Annotated in this window: 12 protein-coding genes; 4 read left to right on the plus strand and 8 right to left on the minus strand. The window is 40.2% G+C overall.

What is annotated here, in order from left to right; genetic code table 11:
• The first annotated feature begins 189 nt into the window (after positions 1-189).
• Both F4V44_RS27160 and F4V44_RS02455 read left to right on the plus strand, forming a co-directional pair.
• Positions 190-1,266, plus strand: a complete 1,077-nt coding sequence (locus F4V44_RS27160) for a YkvI family membrane protein (protein ID WP_191090529.1) — start codon at positions 190-192, stop codon at positions 1,264-1,266.
• Positions 1,267-1,933: 667 nt separating this feature from the next.
• Positions 1,934-5,635 carry a glycosyltransferase gene (locus F4V44_RS02455; RefSeq protein WP_223881765.1) on the plus strand — a complete coding sequence of 1,234 codons (3,702 nt, stop codon included), beginning with the start codon at positions 1,934-1,936 and terminating at the stop codon, positions 5,633-5,635.
• A 100-nt stretch (positions 5,636-5,735) separates the two neighbouring features.
• Here the strand turns inward: F4V44_RS02455 and F4V44_RS02460 are convergent, their stop codons facing one another.
• Positions 5,736-6,446 carry a hypothetical protein gene (locus F4V44_RS02460; RefSeq protein ID WP_150438399.1) on the minus strand — a complete coding sequence of 237 codons (711 nt, stop codon included), beginning with the start codon at positions 6,444-6,446 and terminating at the stop codon, positions 5,736-5,738.
• Between the two features lie 316 nt (positions 6,447-6,762).
• On the opposite strand from F4V44_RS02460, the gene F4V44_RS02465 reads away from it, so the two are divergent.
• Positions 6,763-7,662, plus strand: a complete 900-nt coding sequence (locus F4V44_RS02465; RefSeq protein WP_191090530.1) for a VOC family protein — start codon at positions 6,763-6,765, stop codon at positions 7,660-7,662.
• 190 nt (positions 7,663-7,852) lie between these two features.
• Here the strand turns inward: F4V44_RS02465 and F4V44_RS02470 are convergent, their stop codons facing one another.
• Positions 7,853-9,163 (minus strand): aromatic ring-hydroxylating oxygenase subunit alpha, encoded by a 1,311-nt coding sequence (locus F4V44_RS02470; RefSeq protein WP_150438401.1) that lies wholly within the window; start codon positions 9,161-9,163, stop codon positions 7,853-7,855.
• A gap of 497 nt (positions 9,164-9,660) precedes the next feature.
• Between F4V44_RS02470 and fumC the strand changes: the two genes are divergently transcribed.
• The gene (gene fumC, locus F4V44_RS02475) at positions 9,661-11,040 is read left to right on the plus strand and encodes a class II fumarate hydratase (RefSeq protein ID WP_150438402.1); all 1,380 of its coding nucleotides are present in this window, start codon (positions 9,661-9,663) and stop codon (positions 11,038-11,040) included.
• A gap of 243 nt (positions 11,041-11,283) precedes the next feature.
• Here the strand turns inward: fumC and F4V44_RS02480 are convergent, their stop codons facing one another.
• The 6 genes from F4V44_RS02480 to F4V44_RS02505 are packed head-to-tail and all read right to left on the minus strand — an operon-like array spanning position 11,284 to position 19,478.
• On the minus strand, positions 11,284-13,098 hold the full coding sequence (locus F4V44_RS02480) for an IucA/IucC family protein (protein WP_150438403.1): 1,815 nt from the start codon (positions 13,096-13,098) through the stop codon (positions 11,284-11,286).
• Positions 13,085-14,299: an MFS transporter gene (locus F4V44_RS02485; protein ID WP_150438404.1), complete on the minus strand. Its 1,215-nt coding sequence runs from the start codon at positions 14,297-14,299 to the stop codon at positions 13,085-13,087. The genes F4V44_RS02480 and F4V44_RS02485 overlap by 14 nt, the downstream gene beginning before the upstream one ends.
• A 9-nt stretch (positions 14,300-14,308) precedes the next feature.
• Entirely contained in the window at positions 14,309-15,601 is a 1,293-nt protein-coding gene (locus F4V44_RS02490) for a lysine N(6)-hydroxylase/L-ornithine N(5)-oxygenase family protein (protein ID WP_396897470.1), read from the minus strand.
• Positions 15,580-16,185: a GNAT family N-acetyltransferase gene (locus F4V44_RS02495; RefSeq protein WP_150438406.1), complete on the minus strand. Its 606-nt coding sequence runs from the start codon at positions 16,183-16,185 to the stop codon at positions 15,580-15,582. Before F4V44_RS02495 ends, F4V44_RS02490 begins: the two co-directional genes overlap by 22 nt.
• Complete coding sequence (locus F4V44_RS02500) at positions 16,175-17,977, minus strand: IucA/IucC family protein (RefSeq protein WP_150438407.1); 1,803 nt, start codon at positions 17,975-17,977, stop codon at positions 16,175-16,177. Before F4V44_RS02500 ends, F4V44_RS02495 begins: the two co-directional genes overlap by 11 nt.
• The gene (locus F4V44_RS02505) at positions 17,955-19,478 is read right to left on the minus strand and encodes a pyridoxal phosphate-dependent decarboxylase family protein (RefSeq protein ID WP_150438408.1); all 1,524 of its coding nucleotides are present in this window, start codon (positions 19,476-19,478) and stop codon (positions 17,955-17,957) included. The genes F4V44_RS02500 and F4V44_RS02505 overlap by 23 nt, the downstream gene beginning before the upstream one ends.
• Positions 19,479-19,487: the final 9 nt, after the last annotated feature.

Below are 19,487 nucleotides of genomic sequence, written 5' to 3' on the forward strand. Positions count from 1 at the left end.
ACCGTCCCGATGTCTCATTGACGTCCATGTATCTAGGCTTTACTATAATAATATAAGTTTAATAAAGAATTTTCACACTATTAATACTATTTCGTTATTCATAGCAGGCGTTGTTCTTTATTATGAAAGCATTATCATTTGCAAGTATCGTTTGATCATCGAAGACAAACTTGATTGGGGGAAAACTTTATGAAGAAAGTATTGCAAATAGCCAGTGCTTTCATTGGAATTATTATTGGAGCAGGATTTGCCTCAGGGCAAGAAATTCTACAATACTTTACTAGTTTTGGATTAGTGGGAACAATCGCCATTGTTATTGCTACTGCCTTATTTGCTTATGTGGGAATGATTCTAACACGATTAGGGAGCCGTATGAAGGCAAATAACCACAGTGATGTTATTTATCAAATTAGCGGAAGATTTATTGGCAGAATCATAGACTATATTCTTGTGGCCGTACTAATTGGCGTAGGCGTTGTTATGATAGCTGGCGGCGGTTCTACTCTTCAGCAGCAATTCGGCTTGCCATTTTGGGTAGGTGCCTTACTTATGGCTACTCTATTAAGCCTTGCTGCAGTGAATAATGTGAGTCGAGTGGTTAATATCATTGGAAGCATTACACCCTTTCTAATCATTTCTGTCATCCTTGTAGCGATTTATACCCTTTTTACAATGGATGGCTCACTTTCTCAGCTAGGTACGATTGCTGCCCAGCAGCCAAAGGCCTTACCGAACTGGGCCTTATCAGCGATTAATTATGTATCATTTAATATCGCTGTTGGCGCATCCATGTCCATCGTCATGGGCGGAGATGAATCGAACGAAAAGACGGCCGCATGGGGAGGGTTAGTTGGAGGATTAGGGATTGGCGTCCTCATTTTATTAAGTCATTATGCGATTCTAGCAAACATCGAATCCATTGCAGGTTATGATATGCCTATGTTAAAAATTGTAGATGATCTTTCACCCGTCTTAGGCTTCATTTATTCTTTAATCCTATATGGAATGGTTTTCAATACAGGCCTTAGTATGTTTTACTCATTTGGTGCCCGCTTTGCCCATACAGGAACCAAAAAGTTTAATATCATAACAGTCGGGTCCATCGCAGCTGGTTTTGGATTAAGCTTTGTTGGTTTCACAAGTCTTGTATCCATCTTCTACCCATTATTCGGTTACCTTGGTCTAGTTCTTAGCGCTGTACTTATCATCGCATCTTTCAGAATGAAAAAGTATCAAGCACTTTCATCTGAGAAAGAGATTGCTTGAAACACCGGGACGGTTCGCGTTTCAACAACTCCTTTATTAACCAATAGGGGACACAGCCGAACCATCCCTTTTATCAGAATGACGAAAAGGACATGAACGAAAGATTGTATCGTGAGAGGATAAGGAATAACCTTATCCTCTTATTCTATAAGATTAATACGAAAGCAAACTTTGTGAGCAACAGCTAATTAGTTTATGTGCTCTATCCCCTTATTTTTATTGCCCTCCTAGAAGACCAACTGCTGTACCTAAACGCATCCTTATCATAATTACCCAATCACACCTACCTTTGTACTATTCAACACAGCCTTTTCGTTTTAGAAAAAACAACTAAGAAACGTAGAGACGGTTCTTCTCGCGCTTCACGAAGGCCGAGGGTAACCACCGTGACAGGCTCCGATTTCGCTCAAAATGATTGGGACATGTTACCTATCCCCTTTCCCCTAAATAAAAAGAACTTTTCCTCCTACCCCCATAAACTTAAATGAAATTCCTAAGTTTTTAATATACAGTCATTTTTTGTCGAAAAATCTTCTGCTTAATGAGCAGCATTCAAATTCACTTCGGTTAACGTTCCAATCCATTGTTCAAAGCTATAACTAGTATAAACTCATCTATTAAACAGAATGATAGTTTTTTCGATATTACACCTATGAGGAGGAGTTTAATGAATAGATTTTTCAGGTGGGTGATCCGATCATTATTTGCACCCGTTACCGGACATGCAGGATCTATTGCGAGTACCATTGGTTTTTTTCTAGCCTTTTTGCCTTTAGATAGTTTACAAGTTCCATTAATAATTGCTTTTTCACTTTTGTTGCGGCTTAATATTATTGCCTTATTCCTTGGAACATTGATTACGACTTTTATTCCTACTATCCGTGATTTACCCGTTCTCGATTTACCTATTTCGAAAGATTTGGGGTTCATTTCTGACTTAATAACGAACGCACAAGTATCACAATCCGTTGCAGCAGGTGTCCTAGGAGGTTTCATCGGTCTTGTGTGCTATGTTTTCTTCCTCTGGTTTTACAATTTGGGGCTGAAAAAAAGGGAACAAAATCAAGAACATGTTTTTCTTGATCCTGGCAAAAGACGTTGGTCTATTATTACACGAATAACTGCAGGCTTTGCTGCTCTCATTATTTTAGTATCATCTTTTTTCATCGAAAGCCTTTATACTGACCCAGAATTTCCTGAGCTTCAATTGAAGAAGAGCACGGCAATCGAACCCATTCATACAAGCTTTAGTGAGGAAGAGCTTGCTTCTCAGATTCAAGAAACGGCCCCTTCCCCTCTTACTGAAGAAACGATGGAGCTATTAAACAAAACACAAATGACTACCAAACAAGAAGTGTATGGCTTTTATGTCAATTGGGACGAAAAAAGCAAAATTTCTTTTAAAGAGAATTTGGATTCTCTTACAGCGATTGTGCCGGAATGGGTGCAGCTTACTCCTAGCCTTACCTTTAAGACGAGTACGGACAAATCAATTGTTACAACGGCAAAGGCGAATAATGTGAAAATCCTTCCATTAGTTAGTAATTATACGAATAATAAATGGGATGGCGATCTCCTGCACCAGTTATTTACTACTCCTGGCGCCGAAGACCTTTTTATTAAAAATTTATTGGCTTATGTGAGAACCAATGATTTTGACGGGATTAATATAGACTTTGAAAATATAAATCAACAGGATAAAGATTATTTTACTCGTTTTATGAAGAAAGTATCTGAAGCCTTTCACCAGCATCATCTCATGGTGACAGTGGCTGTCCCGCCGCTGAATGATAGTATCGACTATGCTTCTGTAGCAGCTAGCGTTGATCGGATGTTCGTTATGCTATATGACCAGCACCACTCCATGAGTACACCTGGACCTATCGCTTCAACTGAATGGATTAAAGAGACCTTATACAAGCTCGATATTCCTTTCGAAAAATTGATTGTGAGCTTAGGAAACTACGGCTACGACTGGGAAGAAAACTCTCAACAGCCGGCAGAGGCGATGACGTTCGGGGATATCATGAATCTAGGAGTAGGTACGAACCTTCAAATCCATTGGAACAAACAAGCAGGAAACCCTTATGTACGTTATAAAAGGAATGGAAAAAACCATGTTGTTTGGTTTTTGGATGCTGCTACGTTTTATAATCAAATGAAATTATCGATAGCCAGCGGTTCGAAAGGAATAGCGATTTGGCGCCTCGGTTCTGAAGATCCTTCTATTTGGAATTACATGAATAAACCAAAGGAAATAGACAATCCCTCCAATGCCCTTAAAACCTTGGTCAGTTCTGATCCTGTTCACCATACAGGGGCTGGAGAGGTCATAAAAATCATTTCTGAATTAGAAAAGGGGAAAAGAACGATTCAATTGGATTCAAATGGATTGATTCAGGATGAAGTCTATAATAAATTACCAAAGCCTATTCATGTGGCTAGGTATGGTCAATCGAAAAAAAAGGACATTGTCCTTACCTTTGATGACGGCCCGGACCCAACTTATACAACACAAATATTGGACATTTTGGACAAAAATGATATAAAAGGGACCTTCTTTATCCTTGGTAAGAATGCGATGATGCATCCCGAACTGGTGGAAAGAATGTATAAGGAAGGCCATGAAATTGGCAGCCATACCTTTTCCCATTCAAATGTGGCATCCCTCACATCTTTTCAAACGAAGATAGAGCTTAATGTAAATCAACGGTTATTTCAAGCTATTACAGGTCATTCCATGAGCCTATTCCGCCCGCCGTTTGAGGCCGGTGCAGAGCCGAGTACAAAGAATCAGCTGCTGCCTATCATACGGGCACAGGATATGGGTTATACCATGGTTGGTCAATTTATTGACTCTGACGATTGGAAGGGAATTTCCAGTACTGAAATTGTCAAACGGGTATTAGATCAACTGCCAGAAGGAAATGTTATTTTGCTGCACGATGCTGGCGGTGACCGCACTAACACGGTAGAGGCCTTGCCACTAATTATTAAAGAGCTGAAAAATCGCGGATACACTTTTACCACCACCGGTGAACTAATCGGAAAAAGTGAAAGTCAAATGATGCCCCCGGTTACGAAGCAGGACAGCCCTTATCTCATCTATGACAAGGCCGTATTTAAGATCATACAAGGCTGGAGTTCAGGCATAAGTCTCTTGTTCTACTCTGCTATCCTTTTAGGAATCTTACGCCTGGCTATCTTCGTTTTTCTTTCTAGAAAACAGATAAAAAGGCATAAAGAGACTGAGATTGACCCGTCCTTTACACCTTTTGTCAGTGTCGTGATCGCTGCCTATAACGAGGAGAAAGTTATTTGTAAAACGGTTGATTCGATTTTATCTAGTGATTACGCAAGCTTCGAGATACTGATTATCGACGATGGATCAAAGGATGATACGGCTGCTGTTGTTCAAAAAGCTTATGCCCGTCATCCTCAAGTGAGATTAATCAAAAAACCGAATGGGGGAAAATCATCGGCTGTTAACCTTGGTTTTAAAAAAGCAAAAGGAGAAATCGTAGTAGCTCTTGATGCGGACACACTCATTGCTGAAGATGCCATCTCACTGCTTGTCAACCATTTTAAAGATGAACATGTTGCCGCTGTTTCAGGGAATGTAAAGGTAGGCAATAAGGGGAATCTCCTTACAAAATGGCAGCATATTGAATATGTGACAGGCTTTAATTTAGAGAGAAGGGCCTTTGCCGTCCTGAATTGCATTACGGTTGTTCCAGGAGCAATCGGTGCATGGAGAAAATCAGAGGTAGAAAAAGCCGGGTTCTATCAAGAAGATACATTGGCAGAGGATACAGATATCACGCTGACTCTCTTACGTCTTGGGAAAAAAATTGAATTTGAAGAAAGAGCGTATGCCTATACAGAAGTACCAGAAGATATAAAAAGCCTTGTAAAGCAGCGTTACCGTTGGGTATATGGTACGTTACAATGCTTATGGAAACATCGCGGGGCATTATTTAATAAAAAACATCGCTCATTAGGATATATCGGTCTTCCTAACATGTGGCTGTTCCAATATATTTATCAAACCATCTCGCCGATTGCAGATGTATTGTTTATTATGGCTCTTTTTGGTAAGCACCCTGGTAAAGCAGTTATTGGATTTGTCTTGTTTTACTTGTTGGATTTCTTTACTTCTCTATATGCCTTTCGATTGGAGAAAGAAAGCCCCAAACCGCTAGCCTCCTTGTTTCTACAACGAATTATATACAAGCAGCTTATGGCCTATGTCGTCATAAAATCAATCTTTTCGGCGCTAAAGGGAGTAACGGTTGGTTGGAATAAGCTAAAAAGAAAAGGGAATGTCACCCAGGAAACACCTCTTGTGGAGGTGAAAGAAAAAATATAATAGCATTTCTGCTAAAGGCCTTTCCATATGGAAAGGTCTTTTTATCATGATGTATAACAAAAAAAGGACCACCGTCTAATGGTGATCCTGATTGAAAGAACTACATATCCTTTCCTTTATTTGCTTTTTTAACTTGATTTTCTTCTTTTACAGCTTGAGAAACTTGTTGTCCATAATTACCTGCAGCTGCTGGATTAGCTTCCGGCGCATTAGGTTTAGTTGCTGCCACTGGCACTGGTTCACTTGGTGCAGTCGTTTCTGGCGCCGCAGGTGTAGTCGTTGGCGCTGGTTCATTTGACGCAGGTGTAGTCGTTGGCATTGGTGCTTGTTCTTCTGATGTAGGCGTTGACGTTGGTGCTGGTTCACTTGGACTATTCGTTCTTGGAGTCGTGGATGTACTCGTTGGCGTTGATCCTTTTGAGCTAGTTCCAGAAGGAGGTGCGGCCGTTGCCACAGTCGAATGTTCAGAAGTCGTTGCAGTGGTCTTGATTACGCCTTCAGTATTCTGGTTATTGGCGGCTATCGTCTTCGTCTCACTCATGTTTCTATTATTTTCAGCTACCTGGACAGCAGCAGGATGAAGTGAAGGCTTGGTTTCCACGTCTTTCACAATCGATATTGATAGTTGATCTTTCGATGGTTTTTCGTCTTGGTTGGTTACATCCGATTGTTTTGGTACTTCAGATATCGCGATATCCTTTTCTTTTAGTCCCCGTTTAGGAGATTCCTGGACTAACAGGGCGTTCGTAATAGAAAACGTAACAGCTCCCGCTAAAACCATGGCAAAAGCTCCCTTAGTCAATTTTTTCATCTTATTCCCCTCATGTCTAATCTATTGTCATCTTAATAGAATACGAACGAACTAAATAGATTATGGGGGTACTGCGAAAACAAAATCGTGAATCTCATCACTCGCTTTCAATTTCAATACTGTATTTAGAAATGATACGCACGGAGAAGAACTGTATCACAGAAAAGCGATGGGTCATTCTAGCGTTTTCATATGAAGCGTCCCCATGTTTCCATTCGAGGTGTCACAGTTACACACACTAATGTTTTTTCTGAATGAAAATCCTCCAAATTCGGAAGACTAGAAGAGGATGTTTTTTCTAGAGGAGGAAAGAATAATGATTCGTCATAAAAAATTAGGTTACGTTGTATTAAATGTAACAAATCTTGATAACTCCGTTGATTTTTATGAGAATATTGTTGGACTGCAGGTAGTTGAACTGAAAAATACGATTGCCTTCTTAAGATGCAGCAGTGACCATCACAATTTGATTCTTGAACAAGCAGGAGAAGCAGGTTTGAAAAGGGTGGCCTATGAACTGGAAAAAGAGGATCAATTTCAAGGGGTCTTCGACTATTTAACAGAAAAGGGCTTAAATCCGATAGAATTGAGTGCAGAAGAAACACAAAGCTTGGCTCAAGGCAGAACATTGCGATTTAAAGATCCACATATGGGAGTAACCTATGAATACTATGTGGATATGAAGCAAATGGATTCCCCATTTGTTCCTAAGAAAGCGAAAATTACAAGGTTTTTACATGTTGTATATGAAACAAATAAATATGAAGAGATGTTAGATTTCTTTACGAATACATTAAACTTCAGAGTATCTGATACCTCGTCAGATAATAAAGAAAGTTCCTGGGCATGGTTAAGAGCGTTCCCTTCACCCTATCATCATGACATGGCCATTACTAAGGGTGCAGAAAATAAATTAAATCATCTTGCTTACCAAGCTGAAAGAGTGGATGATATTGGGATTCAAGTCAACAAATTAAAAAATGCAAATGTTCCAATCCTTTTCGGGCCGGGAAGACATCGTCCATCCAGCAGTGTTTTCCTTTACTTTGCTGACCCTGATCGCATAACGCTTGAATATAGCCAAGGAATGGAAGAATTCCCTGAAGAAGGAGCAAGGCAACCACGTGAATTGGAACCAACTCCAGAAACCATCGACGAATGGGGAGGAACCCCTGAGCCTGATTTTGGGAAGTTTGGTAAGTTAATTACTGACTGAGGATTCTTGAAACAATCATCAACCAATACAAAAAAAGAAAAAATCACTTCCATTCAATTTTTGAACAGGAAGTGATTTCTTTTTGTTAAAAAAGGTTGCTAATATGAATATTCAACGTACGCTTCTTTTTTTAACAATCGTCATCCAGTCTCATGATAAAATCATTCTACAATTTAATGACGTATTTTATTTATGCGTTAGCCTTTCCAGCCACTTCTTTACCTTCTTGTCTTGCTTCTTCAGCCAATATTAATTCATTCCATCTGCGCCAGAATGCACGCATTTGTGCTTCGTCTGTTGCTTGAGGTACTTCTCTGTTCATCCCTTTAGAGATATCGTTCCAGCCCGCTTCTTTCGCATTTGAGAAACCTTCTTGACAAAGTTCAAGTGCTTCGTTGTCATCTGGAGTGGCGAAACCTGATGGCCCTAAGAACTCTAGGAAGCTGTCGTTACGAACTTGTCTAAAGTTTTCATTTTCAGCTTTTGGAGCTAATGCATAACCGGTTACCTCAATGTATCCAGGTTCGATTGGATAGAACGTTCTGATGGTAATCGCCATGATATCGTTAATGATTAAGTTAGGGAAAATCCAGATATTACGGTTTTTCTTAGCGATTCGATGAGCTCTTTCTTTACCAAATTGTGCTTCTAATCTTTCAATGTTCTTATCAATAATTCCTTTCGCTTCTTCTCCGTACCCTTCAATCCATTTACCTACTGGTCTTGGCCATGCAGAGTAGTATTCCATAACCGCATGACCGCCGCCTAAATCCTTCCCTTCACCAACAAGACTGTCTTTTTCCATCGTACCACCACGTGTAGCCACAATATCAAAATACGTTTTGTGTGTAGGAACACCATGGTATAAGTCAACACTGTTTTCGCCTAGAAGCTTCCAATTCGCACGTACACTGTATTGTTGCGGATCGGTTAGAACCTCCATTCCAAGTGTTGGATCTTCAGCAGCATATGCTTGGTCAGCAACTAAATCAAGATATTCTCTTGCGTTTCCTAAGTATTCTTCTAAAGATACAGCGTTATCGTCGAAGTTAACGAACATAAATCCACGATAGTTTTCCAAACGCTTGACCGTAGCAAGGTTTTTACCGCCATCACAGTTATGGTCATTTGGGAAACCTGCTTTGTCAGGCATACCCACTAACTCACCTTGGTTATTAAAGCTCCATGCATGGTAGAAGCAACGAAATACTTTAGAGTTCCCACTTGCTTCACGCGTAACTAATGCCCCGCGGTGTGGACAGCTGTTATAGAAAGCGCGGATGACACCATCTTGGCTGCGAGTGAAAATTAAGTTGCGCCCTCCCACTTTTCTTCTATGGAAGTCACCTTTGTTTGCTAGTTCAGACTCATGTCCAATATAAAGCCAGCACTTACTGAAAATAGCTTCTCTTTCTGTTTCTAAAATTTCTGGATTAATGAAAGCTTGACGATTCACTTTAAATGATAATTTTTCTTGATTTTCGCGAACATATTTACTCATTCATTTTTCCCTCCTAGAACTCTTGAAGCAATAGATTACATACCTTGAAAAAGTTCAACGTTTTTTGGTTGTCTTGTCCCCTGCCATGAATATCAATCATTTATCTACTAATCACAGCTGCTCTTTCAAAGCTAAGAATAGTATCTATCTGCAACTTCTTCTGAATAGACTTCCCTCCCCATAGGGATAATATGGATAAAAGAGTGACTCATTTTACGTCTATTCTCTAATTCCTCAACTAGCAGCTCATCTTCAACCTTTTAGGCCCAATCGTTCTTCACATGTCCAGGATGTTTTACGACAACACACATGAAGTGACGGGATAATCATAAAATAGTATTTACTTTCCTGAAAACCATATTCTATTTATAGAAGTAAATATCATCATTAGCCAAGCTTTCTGAGGTGGTGGATTCTTGCCATTTCTCATTTTTCCTTGACTCATATGATTTATTAACAAAATTTGGGTGATTATAATGACGGGAGTGCGATAAAGTATGAACCATTTTCGAATAGAGAAGGATACGCTCGGTGAAGTTCGTGTACCGAAGGAGAAACTTTGGGGTGCGCAGACACAGCGGAGCTTGGAAAATTTTAAAATAGGTAACGAAAAAATGCCTTTGGACGTTATTTATGGCCTGGCTTTTATCAAAAAGGCGGCAGCCATCGTCAATTTCCAATTAGGAAAATTAAGTGAGGTCAAAATGGATGCCATCACAAAAGTTTGTGATGAAATCTTAAAGGGAGATTATGATGAACATTTCCCATTAGCTGTCTGGCAAACGGGCAGTGGCACCCAATCGAATATGAACGTGAATGAAGTCATTGCCCATGTGGCCAATGGATGGCTGGAGTCTCAAGGAGAAGCAGAGAGGATTCACCCAAATGACGATGTCAATATGTCGCAAAGTTCCAATGATACGTTTCCAACGGCCATGCACATTGCGGCCTATATGAAAATAACGAAGCACCTCCTTCCCGCTATTCAAGAATTAAAAAACACCTTTCTTGAAAAAGAAAAGGCTTTTTCAAACATAATCAAAATCGGCAGAACCCATCTGCAGGATGCGACACCACTGACACTTGGGCAGGAAATCAGCGGCTGGAGGTTTATGCTTGAAAAGAATGAAAGAATGATCACAGAGTCGGCTAAGTATTTACTTGATTTGGCTATTGGCGGGACAGCTGTAGGTACAGGAATTAACGCTGATCCTCAATTTGGAGCTAATGTAGCGAAGCAATTAACCCTATTAACTGGATACCCTTTTCGCTCTTCTGAAAATAAGTTTCATGCCTTAACGAGCCATGATGAAATCGTGTATGTACATGGAGGACTAAAAGCTTTAGCAGCGGATTTACTAAAGATTGCAAATGATGTTCGCTGGCTTGCAAGCGGACCAAGAAGTGGAATTGGTGAGATCCGTATCCCTGCCAACGAACCAGGCAGCTCCATCATGCCTGGAAAAGTCAATCCAACACAAAGTGAAGCATTGACAATGGTCTCAAGCCAAGTGTTTGGAAATGATGCCACCGTCGGTTTTGCCGCAAGCCAAGGAAATTTTGAATTAAATGTGTTTAAACCCGTGATTATTTATAACGTACTCCAATCCATCACCTTACTATCAGACGGGATCATTTCCTTTAATGAGCACTGCGCCATAGGAATAGAAGCAAACAAAGACAGTATTAAAGAACACGTGGAACGATCACTTATGCTTGTAACCGCATTAAACCCTCATATTGGCTATGAAAAGGCGGCAGCCATCGCCAAACTTGCATTCAAAGAAAACAGCAGTTTAAAGGAAGCCGCGATGAAAACAGGATATCTGTCAGCCGAACAATTCGACCAATGGGTTAAACCAGAGAACATGGTGTGACTGCTCATGCAGTTAAAGCAGCAGGTATCTCCTGTCAAGAACAATTCTTCAAGCGGAATTTAGACTGAAGGATTCCGACAAGAAAAAATGAAGGAAAGCTCTGTGAGGATATTGAATCTCTGCAGAACTTTCCTTTTTGACTTTTATGATTTTACCTTGTCACTTTTTATTCGCCATTTATCTCATTTATAATTGGGTCGTGGGACTGAACTGAACCCATGCCTCAATGATGGTGACTTTCTTCTATTTCTCTGAGATGGTCGTATGAGCAGCTATACTGTGAAGGGCGTTCCTAACTGTTCCATACTCGCTCGCATGCGGGCGGTCATCTCCATCTTCATAGCCATAATCAAACATGCGATTCCGATTAAGGGTCAACTTCGTGAAGGTTGGACGCAATAAATCAAATAGCTTAAATCGATCTTCTAAATGTAAAAATCTTTGTTGGTAAGAAAGGATTTCTTCCCGTACAATACTCCAGAAACGATGTTCAGAAAATTGTTCGTTATCCTGTAGAATGCTGCTTAAATAACGGAAATGACAAATAAATAACCCAGTTAAAATAAATTGTGTCAACCCTTCAGGGCGTTCACTGCGCAATACGTTTTTCAACTCCGGAGACAACACCGCCAATTCCGGAAATGGCTGATCACTAATATTTACATCATCCACGAAATCCTTCATAATGATTCGTTCAGGCTTATAGTCTCTCAGCACGAGCACAGTGTTTTGGCCGTGCGGTGAAAACACCGTACCGTATTGATAGAGGTAATGAAGCAATGGCGGTAAAATGGCTTTTGTCAGTTTCTTCACCCAGTCCTCGACTGTGAGACCTGACTTTTCAATTAACTTTGATGCGAACGGTGTTCCTTCATGATCGACATGCAATAGTGCCGCAAGTGTTATGGCGTGTTCATTCTCTTTGAGCTCCTTATAAATGCTCTCTCTCCAAACCACACCGAGCATTTCAAGATATTGATAGGGAGCCCCTTTAAGTTTCGTAAACGTGCGATGGTCCACATTCATGGTCGCCACCTCTCCCAACAGGCCAAGACGGCACTCTTCTTTTAAAAACACATCGTTTTCCAATATGTTTTTCATAAATGTCGTGACTTCAGGAGCAATCACCGTTCTTTCACTAGGCAATCCCCGATAGACAAGTGTATTTAAAATGCTCATCGGCAGCTTGACATGATACTTTTCCTTATTCGCTACATTCACAAATGTGCGAATGGATTGTTGAGGAAGATATAGGTCTTCTCCTTCCCCTAATGGAATGAGTTCTTTACTGGCAATTTCAAGAGAGAACATAGGCACAATAACATGTTCCCATTGCCATGCGTGAATCGGCATGAAATAATAATCCTTTTCCTGTACTCCTTCGGTCTGCAATTTCCTTGCAAAATGTTGGCGTATCTCTTCTTCAAGCTCCTGCTCCAGCACATCCTCATAAGCTAAACTTTCTACTGAATGAAAGGTTCCGATGTTTTTATGAACGGCAATCCATGATAGCTGTACTTTTTTCTTTTGTTCGGGCGCGTAATTTACATAATCATCATACCCAAAACCAATCCGGCCTTTATTATAGGTAATCCACGGATGTCCCTTCATTTCCCCTTCAAGCTCAGCATAATCTAATTCAGTCAGTTCATCCGATGATTTCGATCTTTCTTTTAAATGAGTGTCCGCCACAAGTGTATGCAAATACTCTTTTATTAAATGTCCTGCTGTAGATCCCGTCATCCTTCCTTCTTGTTGAATACTTAGCAAGAGAGAAAGAGACAGGGGAATATCTATCGTTTCAGTCGTTAGGACTTCAGTGCTCCCAGGTAAAACACGGAAGCTGTCAAACAACCGCGGCTCTGCTTCAAAACGATAAACGGTTCCTTTTTTATCCTTCCATTCGTAACATTGAACTCCCTCTGTTTCACTAAGGAGCGTTGGGGTAATAATTTCTTCATACATGAACTCTTGAAGCATTTTAGTTAAAAGCTGTTGGTCCACGTCTTTCCATGCTTCCCCTGTTAACATATGTATTGGTGTTTCACAAATTTTCACTATGTTCAACTCCCCTTTTTATTTGATTTAATGATGCCTTATAAAGGCTGATTGAAAGCAAGGCCGTACATAATGCGGCCCCGATTAATAGGAAACCACTTAGAAGGAAAGGGCCTTCTCCCCCATTTTGTTGAAACATCGTCAAAGCAGCGATTGGTGAGAAAAGCAAGGCTGTGTTCTGTACCGATGTTACGAGACTATATGAGAGCGGCGATTTTTTTCCGATTCCCATTTGAAAGAAAAAAATATCAATCGCGGCCAAACTAACAAAAAAGCACAACCCATAAATGATTCGAACAAAAATAAATAACCATACAGGCTCAACAAATACCTGGACAAAGAGCAATCCTCCTGTTATACCTGTTACGCTAATTAAAAGAACTTTCACACGTGATTGAAGATACCGTTTTGGCAATAAAAACTGCAGCACAATTGCCACAAGGCTTGGCATAACATACAGTAAGCTTAATCCTTGTTGTGAGATGGTATAGATACTGTCAAGATAGACCGTAAAATAAGGACGAATCGTATGATGCCCGGTATAAAAGAGAAACACAATAAGTAAATAAGCAATAAAAGCCCATTGCCATTTCACTCCTTTTGATACGCTCTCTTTTTTCTGAAATTCCTCTTTTTTGGTGAAAACATTACTAGTTGATAAAACGAAGTAACTAACGATTGCCAGGATCAAATCAATCAAGGCAAAGATATAATAGCTATCTAAAGGAAACAACTGGTTAATGACGAAACTTCCTGCAATTCCTGATAGAATTACACTTCCATGAAATACGAATAAATAAGTGGTGGTTGTTTTTACTTTGTCACCATCACTCTGACTCGAAGCTACCATCGCTGGGTACAGCAAATACATACTGCTTTGAAAAAAGAGCAAAACAAGCGAAATGACCAGAAACTGAAGGAAAGTCTCTGCCATGGGAATAAATAATTTGCATCCTGCCATTACGATCAGCGCACTTGTAATCATCTTTTGGAAATTCCATCTCTTTGCAGCTTCGGCCCATATTGGGGTCATGACAATGACGATAAGACGGCAGCAAATAATGAACAAACTGGTTGCTTGCACCCCGTTCACTTGAAAATAATCAGAAAATAGCTGTGGGTAAAAGGGCGATAACAACATTTCCGAAATGAACGTAAACAGTAAACAACTGTAGATAAATCCTTTTTCAACCTTCGTCATACTCTTTTACTACATTCCAAACTGCTGAAAGACGTTACGTTCATATATTTGATATACTTCCTTTCCGACTAGCTGATTCACAATGGCCGCGTTTCTAAACGCTCCAAGCCCTAGATCAGGTGCACCGACACCATGTGTATGAAGCTCACCATTCTGGACAAACAAATGATTTTGACCATCCGTATTCAACTTCACTTTATAATCTTCTTGAATGACAAACTGCCCGTCCTCATCCCATTGAATCCTATGCTTCATTCCTTTTACACAATCCGGAATAAAAGGTTGATAGCCGGTAGCAAGAATAATGACGTCGCTTTCCAATTGCTTATTCTGTTCTTGTTCATGCTGGTACAGAGATAAATGATAGGTATTGTTCCAATCTTCTATCGATACTAGCTCGGTGAGTGCCTGTAAATGAATGTTTGACACTTGGTTTCCAACGGTTCGTTCATACAATAAGTCATAAATATCTGCAATCGTACTAGCGCTAATCCCTTTGTACAACAGCGCCTGATTATTTAGGACCTTCTTTTTCCTTTCTTTCGGAAGGTGATAAAAGTAACGAGTATAATCAGGTGAAAAATGCTCCAAACCAAGTTTGGAATATTCCATCGGATAAAACCCTTTAGACCTTGTAAACCAGCGTAACTTGTAATCATGATCAGGCTGCTTCGATAGAAGGTCATAAAAAATTTCACCTGCACTCTGCCCGGAGCCAATAACCGTAATAGAGTTTGCTTTCAAGGCATCTTCCCGCTTGTTTTTATACTGAGAAGAATGAAATACCCGGTCACCAAGAGCTGAATGAAACTTCTCAGGAACGTACGGCTTCGTTCCCACTCCTACAACTACATGTTTCGCGTCATACGTTTTTCGTTCTTCTTCTTTATAATCGAAAACGGTCACACGATAATGCCCCGCCTCTGTTTGCTCAATATTCTCCACTTTGCATCCAAACTGCAGCTGCGGGAGCTGCTCCGCTACCCATTGACAATAGTGATTGTATTCTGTCCGCGGAATTTGAAACTTTTCAAAAAAGTAAAAATGGTATAACCGCCCTTGCTCATGTAAATAATTCAAAAAGCTAAGAGGACTGGTCGGATCCACCATTGTGACAACATCTGCCATGAAGGGTACTTGTAGTGTCGTTCCCTCTAACAGCATCCCTGGATGCCAATCAAAGCGGATGTTCTTATCGAAAAACAACGAGCGGCATTCTGTTTTATGAAGCAATGCTGCTAGTCCTAAATTAAAAGGACCAATTCCCACTCCAATCACATCTAAAATTTGTTCGTTTGCCAATCCTTCCACCTGCTTTCAAATATGTTCCGTTTACATTCCATCAATAAACCTGTTTTATCAGGCAGTTCAACCTCCTTAACAGGTTGAAACCCGCATTTTTTGAATACATGAATCATTTTTTCATTTCGTACATCTGGTTCTGCAATGATTGTTTGTGTTTCAGATACTTGAAACTTTTTATTTAGAATAGTCATTAGTAATGGATAGATGAAACCTTTTCCTAGAAACTCACTCGGTCCAATCAGCAAATGAATGCCTTGATCATATTCATCACACGCATAATAGTTTCCAATGATATCATCCTTCACCCAGTATGACTCCCAATAACTCATAGGGACCCCATCCAGTTCACCCACTAGAAGTGTTTGATGATCATCTTGAAGAAAATTTTGCAAATGGATCCTATAGTCTGCCAATGAAATATTTAGTTTCCAAAATGGAATTACATGCTCTCTATGCATCCATGAGTGAAGCATTTCTACATCCTCTTTCAAACTCACACGGCGAAAGGATATAACCTTTTTGATTATCGAATCATACTGATCAAACGGATAACCCTGCCTAGTAACCACTTTAGACTTCATTCAGCTCACCTGCATTCACAGTTAATGGATTCGTGACATGGACGTACACAGATTGTGTCGCAAGGGATCCGACCAGCTCATCCATATCATGCACTCTTGTCAATAAATTGGCTTTGCATGGTAGCTTTTCCTCATATAACAAGGAATCTAATAAGTTTGTATGATCACCTGCATGTTTTTTTAGGTCTTTTAATTCTTCTTTCAACATGAACAGCAAATGCTGCTCACCGATCAGACGGTTCGCCCCAAATGCATTGATTAGTCCGAACAAGTGATTGAAGAAGAAATAATAACGGAATCGCTCCTCTGCAACAGAGTCGGCACATATCGTGTCACTCTTTTCATTTAAGGTTGGAACGAGCTGTTTGAGATCGCTAGCCTTTGATTCCATAAAATAATAGCCTTGGTTATCGCGATAATAAAAGATATCAGGATACCCTTTTTCATCTAATCTAATAATGGAATTTTGCTGATGGGCTTCCAGTGCAATTCCATAGGATGAATACAGCCAGTACAATGGCTGCAAGCTTATTTTTAAATAGCGGGCAAACCAACGCTCACTTGCTTTTTCAAGAGAAATTCCTTCTTGGCTTGCAATAGCTGAAATAATGTTGGTTAAATGAGAACCTTCTCCTGTAATATGATCCTGGCAAAGAGCCGCGAGCAATGTCGTCTGCGAATCATTCCCCTCTTGAAACGGGTTCTCCCGAATCACTGTTTCAAATCCGGTTTCTTCCACTCCAAGATTCAACGTCATATAAGCAGGGTCTTGAATAATTCGAAATCCCGGGTGAAGCACCGACAACCGGTCGTGAAGCTCGCTTTGAAGCAGACGACTCACTTCCACACCGCGTTCGAGTTCCTTTCGCTTATTAACACGAAGCGAGTTTGTAATTTTCACCGGAATGGAGAATTTGTACATAAAGTTTGCTTCTGGATGGTACACGGTTCGAACGGAAGAAGTCGGGTAAAAACGGCGTCCTTGTGGTCCAAGATAAGAAAGTTTCTCTGATTGTATCTGATGACACACCTCTTCTTTTCCTAGCAGTTTTCTTGCCTGTAATGGATGAACAGGGATGAGTGAAAAACCATCCTCCTGACAATAGTTTTCTTTAAAAGATTGTGAAACAAATGGATCTTTCTTCAATTCCTCTTTTATCAGCATCGTAGCATTCTGGGGCAAAACGGATCCTTCCTCCACGATGGTCTTAGCTGCCCGGAAGTAATGAAGCTGGAACGCTCCTTTGCGCTCAGGTGCAAAGATAGCCTCCTCATCCTCGTCAATCCCTTGGCGACTTTTCGGTGTTGGATGTACTTGATGACCAATTAACAGGGATTGTTCAGATTGAAGAAATGTTTTTTCTTTTTGATAGCATTCTTGCAGACTATTACTTCTATCTGAAATAATTCTTTTCATATTTTGATAGCTTAAGATGGTCCTGAGCATAAGCTCATCAGCTTGTACAGGATCACCCGATTGAAGTGAAAATTCCTTTTGCATGAAAGCTATTAATGTGATGTAGTCAAGCTGTTTCACTTCATCATTTTTGACTTGATAATACATAATCGGTGAAAACAAATGACGTTCTGTTATCGATTGATACCGAACGGGAATATACAAAGTAATCGACTGCCGTTCAAATGGAAGGACTAACATTTGTTTAATCCTTTTGTCCTCTAATCGAATAGGGACTTCATTGATATCCTTCCACTCACCTTCCCCCGTTTCCTTAACATAGCAATTGATTAGATTTTGTATTGTAAGATGATTAGCAATAAACGGAATATTCACGCCGGTTCTCTCCTTGCTCTTTCTCTATTTTTTCTCCTGCTTGCTTTATTTTCTCTATTTGTACTTTCATATTGTCAATCGTATTGAGAGGATTGAGCATCGTAAATTTCAAATACACTTTTCCGCCCTGCTTCGTTTTAGCCATGATCAGTTCACCGCTTTGATAAAAGGTACGTTGAATAGCCAAGTTAATTTCATCCACATATTCCTGATTCTCACGATGATGTGACGGGAGAAAACGAAATACTACGGCATTCAGTTCCGGCTCGTTTAGTACTTCAAAACAAGATTCCTTCTTCAGCAGTCTTGCTGTTTCTTTCGCTAGATGAATGGTGTAATCCACCATTTTCCCAAACAAATCCGTTCCTATCAGCTTCCATGTCATCAATAGTTTCAAAGCATCAAACCTTTTCGTCGTCTGAACACTTTTTTCTACGAGATTGATTATGCCTTCTTCCAGATCCTCTTCAGGATTCAAGTATTCTGCATGGTAAGCGATTTGCTGAAAATCTTGCTGGTGTTTCACAAAAAAAGCACCGCAGCTAATAGACTGATAGTAAAGTTTGTGAAAATCAATGGTTATAGAATCTGCTAAACATAAGTCCCTCACCAAATGACCGTGTTGATGGGAAAAGAGCAAAGCCCCTCCGTATGCTGCATCGACGTGCAGCCATAATTGTTCTTTGTTTGCCAATTCAGCGATATCTCCTAAACAATCAATACTTCCAAAATCAGTTGTTCCGGCTGTTGCCACAACCATAAAGGGGAGAAGTCCCTGTTTTCTAAGTTGTCTGATTTTCCTCTTCGCATCTTCCACACAAAATTGATGCCTATCATTTGCCGCTACTTTTACTACGGCATCCATTCCCAATCCAAGCTGAGCTGCCGATTTTTGAACGGTAAAATGGGCGTGTTCAGAGCAAAGGATTCGCAGTTTCCTTGCTTCTCCCGGTAATCCTTCCTTCTGAACATGAGCTGAAAAGTGCATTTGGCATGCCTTGTTTCGAGCGAGCAGTACTCCCATATAATTCGATTGTGTCCCACCAGTTGTAAACGTACCGTCCGCATCATGTGAATACCCTATTTGTTTTGTTAAGAACTTGATCAATTCTGTTTCAACATAAGTAGCCGCAGGACTCTGATCCCACGAATCCATTGATTGATTCAGTGCATTAATGATCACTTCAGCTGCAAGGGACGGCAGTAACGGCGGACAATGGAGATGGGCCATAGCAGAAGGGTGAGAGATCCATAAGGAATTTCTCACGATGCTGTTTTCAATCTCATTCATCACCTGATCCATTTCCTGCGCTGCAACCGGTATGGAGAGGATTTCTCTCACCTTTGATTCAATCTCTTCACGCGTTTTCCCGGAAAAAGGCTGAGTCATTTCCTTTGTTTGGTTAGCAATTAGCGTAATGACATTATCCATAAGAGCGTGGTACATTTTCTTGCTTTCATCGCTAGGATGAAGAAACCATTGTGTAAATTCTTTTCCCATTTTATCTCC

This window comes from Niallia endozanthoxylica (assembly GCF_008710145.1).
Classification (GTDB): domain Bacteria; phylum Bacillota; class Bacilli; order Bacillales; family Cytobacillaceae; genus Bacillus_BD; species Bacillus_BD endozanthoxylica.

Coding starts and splice junctions, on each gene's coding strand:
- F4V44_RS27160 (WP_191090529.1), top strand. CDS start 190: ATGAAGAAAGTATTGCAAATAGCCAGTGCTTTCATTGGAATTATTATT.
- F4V44_RS02455 (WP_223881765.1), top strand. CDS start 1,934: ATGAATAGATTTTTCAGGTGGGTGATCCGATCATTATTTGCACCCGTT.
- F4V44_RS02460 (WP_150438399.1), bottom strand. CDS start 6,446: ATGAAAAAATTGACTAAGGGAGCTTTTGCCATGGTTTTAGCGGGAGCT.
- F4V44_RS02465 (WP_191090530.1), top strand. CDS start 6,763: ATGATTCGTCATAAAAAATTAGGTTACGTTGTATTAAATGTAACAAAT.
- F4V44_RS02470 (WP_150438401.1), bottom strand. CDS start 9,163: ATGAGTAAATATGTTCGCGAAAATCAAGAAAAATTATCATTTAAAGTG.
- fumC (WP_150438402.1), top strand. CDS start 9,661: ATGAACCATTTTCGAATAGAGAAGGATACGCTCGGTGAAGTTCGTGTA.
- F4V44_RS02485 (WP_150438404.1), bottom strand. CDS start 14,299: ATGACGAAGGTTGAAAAAGGATTTATCTACAGTTGTTTACTGTTTACG.
- F4V44_RS02495 (WP_150438406.1), bottom strand. CDS start 16,185: ATGAAGTCTAAAGTGGTTACTAGGCAGGGTTATCCGTTTGATCAGTAT.
- F4V44_RS02505 (WP_150438408.1), bottom strand. CDS start 19,478: ATGGGAAAAGAATTTACACAATGGTTTCTTCATCCTAGCGATGAAAGC.